Origin of the sequence: Anabaena sp. 4-3, assembly GCF_001597745.1 — a bacterium.
GTDB lineage: Bacteria > Cyanobacteriota > Cyanobacteriia > Cyanobacteriales > Nostocaceae > Trichormus.
Genome location: NZ_LUHJ01000068.1, coordinates 91413 through 103563, shown reverse-complemented (window position 1 = coordinate 103563; position 12151 = coordinate 91413). Strand labels below are relative to the sequence as shown.

The 12151-nt window shown below is 39.5% G+C and carries 9 protein-coding genes and 1 pseudogene; 7 read left to right on the top strand and 3 right to left on the bottom strand.

Annotation, left to right across the window (positions count from 1 at the left end; genetic code table 11):
• The 3 genes and pseudogenes from A3775_RS19515 to purU form a co-directional block, all read left to right on the top strand.
• Window positions 1-354 (top strand): annotated as a pseudogene (locus tag A3775_RS19515) (ABC transporter); the annotation flags it as partial.
• An 83-nt stretch (window positions 355-437) separates the two neighbouring features.
• On the top strand, window positions 438-1076 hold the full coding sequence (locus A3775_RS19510) for a DUF4340 domain-containing protein (RefSeq protein ID WP_066378605.1): 639 nt from the start codon (window positions 438-440) through the stop codon (window positions 1074-1076).
• Between the two features lie 82 nt (window positions 1077-1158).
• Complete coding sequence (gene purU / locus A3775_RS19505) at window positions 1159-2013, top strand: formyltetrahydrofolate deformylase (protein ID WP_066426382.1); 855 nt, start codon at window positions 1159-1161, stop codon at window positions 2011-2013.
• Between the two features lie 179 nt (window positions 2014-2192).
• Here the strand turns inward: purU and A3775_RS19500 are convergent, their stop codons facing one another.
• Complete coding sequence (locus A3775_RS19500; RefSeq protein WP_066426380.1) at window positions 2193-3398, bottom strand: DUF4336 domain-containing protein; 1206 nt, start codon at window positions 3396-3398, stop codon at window positions 2193-2195.
• Between the two features lie 195 nt (window positions 3399-3593).
• Here A3775_RS19500 and A3775_RS19495 point away from each other — a divergent pair, with 195 nt between their 5' ends.
• Window positions 3594-4286, top strand: a complete 693-nt coding sequence (locus A3775_RS19495) for an ATP-dependent Zn protease (RefSeq protein ID WP_066378610.1) — start codon at window positions 3594-3596, stop codon at window positions 4284-4286.
• Between the two features lie 84 nt (window positions 4287-4370).
• Here A3775_RS19495 and A3775_RS19490 read toward each other — a convergent pair whose 3' ends face one another.
• Both A3775_RS19490 and A3775_RS19485 read right to left on the bottom strand, forming a co-directional pair.
• Window positions 4371-5390: a GGDEF domain-containing protein gene (locus A3775_RS19490; protein ID WP_066426378.1), complete on the bottom strand. Its 1020-nt coding sequence runs from the start codon at window positions 5388-5390 to the stop codon at window positions 4371-4373.
• Window positions 5391-6225: 835 nt separating this feature from the next.
• Window positions 6226-6426, bottom strand: a complete 201-nt coding sequence (locus A3775_RS19485) for a heavy-metal-associated domain-containing protein (RefSeq protein WP_066378616.1) — start codon at window positions 6424-6426, stop codon at window positions 6226-6228.
• A 661-nt stretch (window positions 6427-7087) separates the two neighbouring features.
• Here A3775_RS19485 and alaS point away from each other — a divergent pair.
• From alaS to A3775_RS19470, 3 genes are all read left to right on the top strand, one after another.
• Window positions 7088-9730 carry an alanine--tRNA ligase gene (gene alaS / locus A3775_RS19480; RefSeq protein WP_066426376.1) on the top strand — a complete coding sequence of 881 codons (2643 nt, stop codon included), beginning with the start codon at window positions 7088-7090 and terminating at the stop codon, window positions 9728-9730.
• A gap of 236 nt (window positions 9731-9966) precedes the next feature.
• A complete protein-coding gene (locus tag A3775_RS19475) occupies window positions 9967-10908 on the top strand; it encodes a DNA adenine methylase (protein WP_066378619.1) in 942 nt (313 codons plus the stop codon).
• 150 nt (window positions 10909-11058) lie between these two features.
• Window positions 11059-11985 carry a type II restriction endonuclease gene (locus A3775_RS19470; RefSeq protein WP_066426374.1) on the top strand — a complete coding sequence of 309 codons (927 nt, stop codon included), beginning with the start codon at window positions 11059-11061 and terminating at the stop codon, window positions 11983-11985.
• Window positions 11986-12151 lie beyond the last annotated feature (166 nt).

Sequence of the window (12151 nt, the reverse complement as noted above, 5' to 3'; positions counted from 1 at the left end):
TCACCGACACCAACAACTCAGGCGACAGCGACACCCACACCAACAACATCACCGACACCAGAACAGAAATCTGAACAACCTGCAAAAGAGTCAAGGTTAGTAGTCATAGGAAATTCAGATTTTGCTACCAATAACATATTTCAACAGCAATTAAATGGTGATGTTTTCCTGAACTCAGTTACTTGGCTAAGTCAACAAGACGAACAACCCCTGTCAATTCGTCCCAAAGAACCAAAAAACCGACGGATAAACCTGTCAACAGCACAAGCTAACCTGTTAACAATATCCTCGCTGTTGGTTTTACCATTAATTGGATTTGTAATAGCTGTGTTGATTTGGTGGAAACGCAGATGAGGAGATGAGGGTATGAGGGGATGAGGGGATGAGGGGATGAGGGGGATAAGGAAGCTAATGACTAATGACTAATGACTAACATAATGAAACTACCAAGAACTACTTTAATTTTGGTTTTATTAGCGTTGGGGTTGGGTGGTTTCGTGTATTTCTATGAAATTCAAGGGGCGACTCAACGACAAGAAGCTAAGGAGAATAAACAGCAAATTTTCTCTTTTGCAGAAGATGATGTACAGTCTTTGAGTATCCAGACTGAAAAACTCACCTTGAATTTAGAACGGAACCCTCAGTCTAGTAACCCTAAGTGGCTACTCAAATCTCCTGTATCTGAACCAGCCCATGAGCCTATTGTCGCTTATCTCACGGATTTGTTGGTTAAAGGTAAGAGCGATCGCACTTTATCTGTTCCAGCTAACCAAGCGGCAGACTTTGGTTTAGATCAACCCCAAGCAACTATCAATATTAACCTGAAGAATCAGAAAACCCATCAGTTGATTTTGGGTAAGTCTGATTTTAACAATCGTTTTGTCTATGCTCAAGCTGACCCCAACACTCAACCAGATGGTAATATAAATGTACTGTTAGTTTCCACAGATTTTAACAACGCAGTCAATCGAGAACTAGCCGAGTGGAAACAACCCACAAATCAAGGTGAGAAAGACTCTACACCAACTCTTCCTACACCACCGACTTCTACACCAACACCAACAAATAGCCCATAATCACACAAGTTTGTAGTAAGGACTTTAGTCCTTATTAAATTATTTAATATAGTTAGATTTATTCACACCCTTTTGCTGTTTTATGACTCAACCCACCGCAACGTTACTAATATCTTGTCCTGATCAAAAGGGATTAGTTGCAAAAATTGCCAATTTTATTTATTCTAATGGTGGTAACATCATCCACGCCGACCAACATACAGATTTTGAAGCGGGCTTATTTCTCAGCCGGATTGAATGGCTGTTAAATGGGTTTAATTTACCACGCGATTTAATTGGCCCAGCATTTAATGCGATCGCCCAACCTTTAGGAGCTAAATGGGAGTTACACTTTTCTGATACAATTCCCCGTATTGCTATTTGGGTAAGTCGTCAAGACCATTGTTTATATGATTTAATTTGGCGACAACGTGCTAAAGAAATTGCTGCCGATATCCCCTTAATTATTAGTAATCATCCTAATTTAAAAACCGTAGCTGACCAATTTAACATCGAATTTCATCACATACCTATCAGCAAAGATAACAAAGCCGAACAAGAAATAAAACAACTAGAATTACTACAAAATTACAAAATTGATTTAGTTGTTTTGGCGAAATATATGCAAATCGTCAGCCCAGATTTTATTACTAAATTCCCCCAAATAATTAATATACATCACTCATTTTTACCAGCATTTGTAGGAGCAAATCCCTATCATCGCGCCTTTGAACGTGGGGTAAAAATTATTGGTGCTACAGCCCACTATGCTACTCCAGAATTAGATGCAGGGCCAATTATTGAGCAAGATGTAGTCAGAGTTAGCCACCGCGACGATATTGATGATTTAATTAGAAAAGGTAAAGATTTAGAACGAGTTGTTTTAGCTAGAGCAGTGCGATTACATTTACAAAATAGAGTCTTAGTTTATGGTAATCGCACCGTAGTTTTTGAGTAAGAATATTAAACCCTTTCTCTTCAGGGAGAGGTTTGGAAATATATCGAACGCAGATGAACGCAGATAAACGCAGATAAAAAACTTAATGATCCTCTTCCTCTCTGCGCGACGGACACTTTGCTCAAGTCGGCAAAGCCGCCCACGCAAGTGTCCTCCTCTGCGTCTCTGCGTGAGATAAATTAAACCTTCTCCTTCGCCGGGGTAGCAATACCTCGCTTGACTAAATTACTCTCTAACTCTTGAATAAATTTCATATCTTCATATAATAGAGATTGATAACTATTAACAGCCGAATTCTTCTCTAAAAAAGTGAAGGCTTGACGAAATTGCTCAGGTGTCGCTGCAAATGGCGCATCAAAGTGACAGGAAATAATCTGTTGAAAATCCCATTGCGCCACTTGTTCCGCCCAAATTATTACTTGTTGCGGTGCTTGGGGAAGTATCAGGGTTTGCAGTATTGGTGCTACAAATGGTCTACCATTTCCCCGTAAAGCAGTAAATGTCTGTTGCCAATTTTCTCGCCAACGAAAGGGAAATAAACCAAAGTAGGCTTTTGGTGCATGATTTGGGGCTTTGATGGCATCGCGCAACATTTCACCCCATCCTGTGATTTCCATTGCACTAGGACGAAAATATATGGCAAATAAACAAATTCTTTGCCATCCTTGGCGACGGTTGGCGGGATTATCTGCAATCGGTTGGTGTGCGTTTTCCCTGGCGTGAAACAGTAAGGGGTAAGGATCTAATTGTAAGATTTCTGGTGGTTCTTCTGGTATTGATAACACAGAATCAGTCACAAGTAAAGTATGCGATCGCCTGTGATACATCGCCACTTCTACAAATGAACCCCTCCCCAAATTAATGTCTAAAATTGCATAGTCTAACTCATCACCAAAGGGGGCTTGACTACTATCTTCTGGTAGTATATGGGTGCGTTTTTGCGGAAACCCTAGCCAACTCAATGGTAGATTAAAAGGAAAACTCCACTGATGCGGTGCAACAAATACCCGCGCTGCGGGAAACTGTCTTGCAAAAGGCCCGACAAAGATTTTATGTTCTAAACCAGAACTGGTAGGCAGAATAATATATTTAACTGCTCCGTGTTTGGCGACTAAATTATTCACTAGGCGAACACATTCAACAGTCGGAGCTATAGGTGCATATACCAGCAACCCACCTGCATCCAGCTTGATTACTGTCATCCGAATCGGCACTATAGTATATAGGATGCCGTGAAGCTGCTCGAATGTCCAGATGGTGTCTTTGACTATTTCTCGGCAAAGTGTGCGCCGTCTGCTGTAGGGATACACTGGTAAAGCCAGCCAGAACGGCCAAAACCAATCTCTGGGATTATCTTTTTGTGACTCTACCCGTGAGTTTATCATCTTTTCTTCATGGCATACTCCTTTTTTATTTCTAACATTCGGCATAGAGCTTGAGGAATCGAGTATCGGTTAAGATAATTAAGAAAGATTAAGTTAGTCATTGGTCATTAGTCATTAGTCATTAGTTATTGGTCATTAGTCAACAGTCAACAGTCAACAGTCAACCATCAACAGTCAACTATTTCCTCGATAAAAATGAGTCAAACTGCCCTAAATCTAGTTGCCATCTCTGTTTTTATCATGACTTTATCGGCTTTATTGGGGCCGTTAATTAATTTATCTCCTACAATTCCCGCCGTTGCTACTTTCACTATTTTGGGCATAGCAACTTTTGATAGTTTTAGTTTACAAGGCAAGGGTGGTACTATTTTTTTAGATTGGATTGCGAGTTTTTCACCACAACATCGCGATCGCATTATTCACCACGAAGCTGGACATTTTCTGGTAGCGCACCTTTTAGGTATCCCCGTTACAGGCTATACTCTCAGTGCTTGGGAAGCTTGGAAACAAGGACAACCAGGACAAGGTGGTGTTACTGTTAATGATGAAGAGTTAGCATCCCAGTTACAGCAGGGTAAAATCACTACCCAAATGTTAGAGCGTTACTCTACTGTGTGGATGGCTGGTATTGCTGCTGAGAGTTTAGTCTTTAATCAAGCTGAAGGTGGGTTTGATGATCAAAGCAAACTCGCTGCTGTTTTAAAAACTATCGGTTTTTCTGATGCTGTTTGTCAGCAAAAACAAAGGTTTCATGTCCTGCAAGCCAAAACTCTGTTACAAGAAAATTGGCCTAGTTATCAAGCTTTAGTTGCAGCTATGCGAGAACGAGCGACAATTACCACTTGTCAGCAAGCCATCGCTAACTGTAAAATAGAGGCTATGAGCTAAAGGTGAGCAATAGACAGAGGTTTAGCGGTGCAAAAGAGAAACATCCCTTGCCTCATGGCTAATCATTCATGAATAAAGACTTGTTTAAGAAACCGCTTTGAGTTCTGAGATGGCAGATAATTGCTCCCAATTAATCACTTGGTTACGTCCACCGGCTTTAGCTGCTAATAAACATTGATCAGCACGATCTAACAAACTCATACCATTGTCGTCGTCACTTGGTTCGAGACTGGCTACTCCTAAACTAATAGTGATATTGAGAGTTAATTTATTATTAATAGCAAATCCTTTCTTTCTGACTACGCGATTCAGGCGTTCAGCTACTTTTTGCGCTTCTTCACTGGTAGTCTGAGCCAAAACTACCACAAATTCCTCACCCCCATAACGGAAGGCGGTGTCTTGAGAGCGCAAATTGTGGCGCAGACGAGCGCATAATAATTGTAACAGGCGATCGCCTACTAAATGCCCATGCTGATCGTTAACTCTCTTGAAATAGTCTACATCCAGAATAATCAAGCTCAATGACAGATTTTGACTGCGGGCTTTGTTGATTTGTCTGGGTAAATCCCATTCTAAAGCCCGACGATTGTTTAAATCTGTTAAGGAATCAGCTAAGGCGATCGCTGACAGGAGATCATTCGTATTCATCAGTTCCCGATACTTTTGCGCTTTCCGCAACCCAACTGTTAATTGCCCCAATATTAGGCTTTTGGTTGCTGACGCAGTTGTTACGCGATCATCTGCTTCTTGAGTTAACAGCCAAATATAAGCATCTGCACCCTGGTTGAGTGCATTAGCCGTCATCTCAAATTCCCATTCCCAACCGTGTTGCTTTCTAGCTACGAGTTGCTCTTGACGATCTTCTACAAGAATGCAATGTATCCAGGATAGCTGGCTTTGCTGTTTTAACCAGCTACAAAGTTCGATGCTGCCCTTCAAACTTGCTTGCACAAATATGACATCGGGGGGCGCAATTTGAATATGCGACACTACCTGATTAAAATCAGTGATCACTTTTAAGTTAAAAGTGTTTGCATCATGAATCTGATCGGGAAGCGTAGCCAGAAATTTATGACTCCCAAAGACCAGAATGCTCATTTTCATTGCTGTGCTTTTTGCCTTTCTGATTACTATGATTCAAATTGAAATTTCCGTGTATTTATTGAGTTACTCTGTCTAGAGATATTTCTCTATATTTGTATAGTCTTACTCTTTATCAAACAAAAACCTGAAATTTTAATATCCTCTTAATATCTTTAATTACACAGATAAATTTTGGGTAAATCAGAACTTTCATAATAACGCTATGCTTTTGTTGTTTTTAAACAGTAAAATTACTGAATATTTTTTTGAGCATCATATAGTTAAGGTAATCTCTAAGTAATCACAGTTAAATTTAATTGCTATAACTAATAATTTGCCTTTTTCGGATTAAGAATACATAATAGTTTTACTTTGGCAAATTCTATTTATTGCTGTTTTCAGTATAAACACTTAAGCAAAATAAAGGTTTTCATGTTCATGACTGGTTTACCTAAGTAATTCCTCTGCACATACAAGTGTATGACTTCTACGGACGCGAGCAAATAGGTATACCGCTAAATCAAATCTTGATTCCTGGTTGATTAGCCCAAACTTATGGCAATAATTAATTATCAATATATAATTCTACAATAGAATAGTGATAATTAAGATAGAAAATTGAGAAAAAATTACACAGCAGATTTAAGGTAAATGAGGGACAAATTTTAGGAAGAAAGTCTTATGCTAAGAGACTTTCAAACCTGTTCCCTGGTGTATTTACTGAATTAGTCAAGATAAATCTGGGAAAACACTAATTATTGCCATATTTTTCTCCTCACCCGGCTGTAATTATCCAAAATGATTTGGGCAGATGTAGCTACATCCAGATTTAACTGATGAGGAGATTAATCAATGCTTAATAGCCTTCTATAGAATAACCACTGGCAACAATTACTTGCTTAATTGACTCTTCAGAAGCGTCTGATTTTACAGTCACAGTTTTATCTTGGACATTGACATCAACTAAAGCATCAGGCTCCATCACATGAATCGCATCGGTGATTTTTTCGGCACAAGCATCACAAGCAATATTTGGAACTTTTAATTTTAGAGCCATCACTTACCTCAATATTGATTCTAATTCCTCAAGGATGATGAGAGTGCGTCAGATGTGAAAAATCTGTTGATTGTGAGCAAATTCTTTTTCTGAAGCACCCTACAAGATTCTCAAGACTTAACTCTCAAGAAATATAGGGAATGGGGTGTAGGGGTGTAGGGGTGTAACAGCAGGTGTTTCTTTGATTTTTGGCTAGCGTATTGTGCGCTAGTTAGAGGTTGATATCTTGTAAGGTTGATTTTCAATGAGCGTAGTGTGGACAATGCCGATAGCGTAAAAATCAAGATTTGAGTGAATTTTCCAGATTGCCCAACGGCAGTTAATTGCAATAACGCAACTAATGCAAGATGTAAATTGAGGATATCAAATTAGCTAGCGATCGCTCATCTGACTAAAGATAGGTAATTGCAACATGACATACAGAAAAGCACATCATAATCACACAGCACTGTACAGAGGCATAAATTCGTGGCAGTAAAGGAAACAAAATGCAAAAATATAGAGAGCTACTTATGAAAAACACTTAGTAGATATACGTCCCCACAACATCTAAGTCATGGCCTAGATATGTTTTATTGGGGCATACTGTGTCTGTAGCAGAGACAAATGCTTCTGTGCAGACGTTCCCTAGTTGATTTACACTACTTTTTAAGTTCGACCCATGTCTTTAAACCCGCAGCAACTCAGTGGTAATGAAATTCGCGCCCAATTCCTTAATTTCTTTGCCCAAAGGGGACACCAAATTTTACCTAGTGCTTCCCTCGTGCCAGAAGACCCAACTGTGCTGCTGACAATCGCGGGGATGCTACCATTTAAACCGATATTCCTGGGGCAGCGCACACCAGAATTTAACCGGGCGACAACTTCCCAAAAGTGTATCCGTACCAACGACATCGAAAATGTCGGACGCACCAAACGGCATCATACATTTTTTGAGATGCTGGGTAACTTTAGCTTTGGTGACTATTTTAAAGAACAAGCGATCGCTTGGGGTTGGGAAATTTCCACAGAAGTATTTAAACTCCCAAAAGAACGCCTAGTAGTCAGCGTCTTTGAAGAAGATGATGAAGCCTTTGCAATTTGGCGAGATAAAATTGGCGTAACAGAAGCCAGAATTAAACGCATGGGCGCAGATGATAACTTCTGGGTATCTGGCCCCACAGGCCCCTGTGGCCCTTGTTCAGAAATTTATTACGACTTCCACCCAGAACGAGGCGATGATAACATTGATTTAGAAGATGACACCCGGTTTATCGAGTTTTATAACCTCGTGTTCATGCAATACAACCGGGACGCAGAAGGTAACTTCACACCCCTGCAAAATAAAAACATCGATACAGGTATGGGTTTGGAGAGAATGGCGCAAATTCTCCAACAAGTGCCGAATAACTATGAAACAGACTTGATTTTCCCGATTATTCAGACAGCCGCTAAAATCGCCGGAATTGACTACCATAACAGCGACGAAAACACCAAAGTTTCCCTAAAAGTTATCGGGGATCATGTCCGTTCCGTCGTCCACATGATAGCAGATGAAATCCGCGCCTCCAATGTAGGACGGGGTTACATCTTGCGGCGACTAATTCGGCGAGTAGTGCGTCATGGTCGATTAATTGGGATTACTGGCGAGTTTATCAATCAAGTTGCCGAAACTGCGATCGCTCTCTCGGAATCAGCATACCCGAATGTGCGGCAACGGGAAGCGGCAATTAAAGCCGAACTGCAACGAGAAGAAAGGAATTTCCTCAAAACTTTAGATAGAGGTGAGAAACTTCTAGAGGAAATTATCCAACAGGTGAAACAGCAAGGAAAAACCTCAATTAGTGGTGAAAGTGCTTTCACTTTATATGATACCTACGGTTTCCCCCTAGAACTCACCCAAGAAATCGCCGCAGAAAACAACCTCACCATTGATGAAGTTGGCTTTAATGTCGAGATGCAAAAGCAAGTCGAACGCGCCAAAGCTGCACATGAAACCATCGACTTAACAGTGCAAGGTTCACTCGACAAACTCGCGGAACACATCCACGCTACAGAGTTTTTAGGTTATACCCAACCTGCGACAACGGCGAAAGTTGAAGTTTTATTAGTCAGTGGTGTTTCCCAAGAGGAAGCCGAAGCCGGAACAGATGTGCAGATTGTCTTGAATCAAACCCCATTTTATGCTGAATCAGGGGGACAAATAGGCGATCGCGGTTATATTTCCGGTGATGGGGTAGTCGTACGTGTGGAAGATGTCAAAAAAGAATCAGATTTCTTTGTCCACTTCGGACGCATCGAACGGGGAACCCTGCGCGTAGGCGATAACGTCACCGCCCAAATTGATCGCGCTTGTCGTCGTCGCGCCCAAGCTAATCATACCGCAACCCACCTGTTACAAGCAGCCTTAAAGAAAATTGTGGATGAGGGGATATCTCAAGCCGGTTCTTTGGTATCCTTCGACAGACTGCGCTTTGACTTCAACTGTCCCCGTGCGTTGACAGCAGAGGAAATTCAACAAGTCGAAGAACAGATTAACACCTGGATAGCCGAAGCCCACTCAGCCAAAGTGGAAGTATTACCCTTAGCGGAAGCGAAAGCTAGAGGTGCTGTAGCGATGTTTGGGGAGAAATACGGCGATGAAGTCCGGGTGATTGATTTTCCTGGCGTGTCGATGGAATTGTGCGGCGGTACGCACGTCAGTAATACTGCGGAGATTGGTGTATTTAAGATAATCACTGAAGCTGGTGTAGCTTCTGGGGTGAGACGAATTGAAGCTGTATCTGGCCCGGCGGTGTTGGATTATTTGAATGTACGGGATAAAGTAGTTAAAGATTTAAGCGATCGCTTTAAAGTCAAACCCGAAGAACTACCAGAGAGAATCACCACCCTACAAACCGAACTGAGGAATACTGAGAAGCAACTAGAAACACTCAAAGGACAATTAGCGATCGCTAAATCAGACAGCTTACTACAAACAGCCACCACATTAGGCGATCATAAAATTATAGTCGCCGAATTAGAAGGCGTTGACCCCGAATCCTTAAAAACCGCAGCTGAACGCTTACTACAAAAAGTTGGCAACGGTGCAGTAGTATTAGGTTCAGTTCCCGAAGCAGGGAAAGTGAGCCTAGTTGCAGCCTTCAGTCCTGAAGTCAACAAAAAAGGCTTACAGGCGGGTAAATTTATCGGTGCTGTAGCCAAAATTTGCGGCGGTGGTGGTGGTGGTAGACCAAACCTAGCCCAAGCCGGCGGACGCGATGCCAGTAAATTACCAGCAGCCCTAGAACAAGCGCAGAAAGAGTTACAGTCAACCTTGGGTTAACAAACATCTTGCACCTGTTCCTTGATGAAAATGTTTGTAGGGTGGGCATTGCTTGAAAGTTGCTCAAAGCTTTAGTTTTACGTTGTTAGCAATGCCCACCTGACGCTTATTGAGAAAGGTGCAAGATATCTATCACTTAAGCCTTTGCTTAACCCATCCTTTATTGATTTTCGTGTATTATTTTAATTCAAATGTACTATATTAAGGTATCTAACATACCTGTCTCAATAACGTAAATGCTTTCAAAAGTACCGACCTTGCCAGTAAAATCAACACTTCCGAAACCTTTTTTGAAATGGGCTGGTGGAAAAAGTCAGCTAATTGAGCAAATGAGTAATTTTTTTCCCAAAGAATTGCAAGAAGGAGCAATAACCAGGTATATAGAGCCATTCATAGGAGGTGGCGCAGTTTTTTTCTACATAGCACATAAATATCAAATTTCAGAATTATTTATTTCTGATATCAACACAGAATTAATTATTGCTTATAAAACAATTAAAAATAACGTAGATGATTTAATTGAATTGTTATCAGATATTGAATCTATGTATTTATCTTTTGATGAAGTAGAAAGAAATAACTACTTTTATCAGATAAGAAACAGGTTTAATCAACAAAAAAAATATATAAACTTAGATGATTATAATTCTGCTTGGCTAGAAAGAACAGCCCACATAATTTTTCTCAACAAAACTTGTTACAATGGACTTTATCGTGTAAATTCCAATGGTCATTTTAATGTACCAATAGGTAAATATAAAAAGCCATTAATATGTGATAAAAGGAACTTAAAAGCCGTAGCTAAAATCTTAGCAAGAACACAGATTTTAAATGGTGACTTTAGTGATTGTGAAAAATTTGTAGACAATCAAACTTTTGTATATTTTGACCCACCTTATAGACCACTTAATGATACATCATCCTTTACTGCTTATTCACAACAAACCTTTGATGATACTCAACAATTAAGGCTAAGAGACTTTTTTCAAAGCCTAGATAAAAAAGGAGCATCACTACTATTAAGTAATTCTGACCCCAAAAATACAAATATCAACGACAATTTTTTTGAAACAGCCTATAAAGGTTATCGGATAGAAAAAGTCAGAGCTAAAAGAAATATAAACAGTAATCCATTAAAAAGACAAGCGATTAATGAATTATTAATCCTAAATTATTAATTGATTGTTGAGTTATGCCAATTCTCTATGAGGTTGCACAAAATCAATCATGTAGAGACGTTGCATGCAACGTCTCTACAGTGCAAAATAAAGTGCATCTATGGCTACGCCACGCAAGCTACATTAAGAAACGATATTAGTGAAGGAAATATGAAGTTTCATCCTATTTTTAAAACCTATTTGGATTGCTCTAATGAAAATGATGTGTTCCAATATTTTCAGAGGACATTGATAAACTCTATCACTATTTGGGATTACTTTGTTGATTGGCAAAAAATATTAAAAAAATTGCAGAATGTAGAAATTCATCTCAATACTTTAAATTACTTAGTGGGAAAAGAGGATATAGAAACAGAATTTCGTAACCTAATCAAACAGTATCCTCAAGTGATAAATACCATTCCCATACTTATCGCTTGCCGAAATAGCAACTTCCAAATATTAACAGATTACACACAAGGTAAATTAAGTTATCAATATTTGAATTTTGATAATCCAATTTTACTTACTGAATCAGACATTGATGATATTTTAGAGTTTACGAAGAATACAGGTGTTTTAGAACTTTTCCGCAATAAAACAATTAAAAGTATACCAGACTATGTTTTAGGAATAGAAGTTGGATTAGATACTAACGCAAGAAAGAATCGTGCTGGTACAACAATGGAGACAATACTAGCCAATTTAATTAGTGCAATATGCCAACAAAATAACTTTTTATTTATGCCACAGGCGACATCTGAAAAAATATTCTCACAGTGGAACATCAACGTTCAGGTAGATAAATCAAGCCGTCGTTTTGATTTTGCCATCAAACATCAGAATAGCCTTTACTTAATAGAAGTAAATTTCTATGGTGGAGGTGGTTCTAAACTCAAAGCTACAGCAGGAGAATATAAAACACTGTTTGATTTTTTATCACAACAGGGACACAAATTTATTTGGGTTACAGATGGCTTAGGTTGGAAAAAAACTTTACGACCTTTAGCAGAAACCTTTCAGTATATAGATTACACTTTAAATCTGAATATGGTAGTTAGTGGATTATTGGAAGACATCATCACACAAAATTTATAGTTTGAATCATAGTGCCGTACTCTCCACTAACACACCCCACATATACTTAAAATCCCTTGATTAACCTCACACAGACACAAGAAACCCTTTGCGTCTTTGCGCCTCTGCGTGAGCTTTTAAAAAATTTTTTCCGCAACACGAAAAAACAAAGACATGAGAGCCAAAA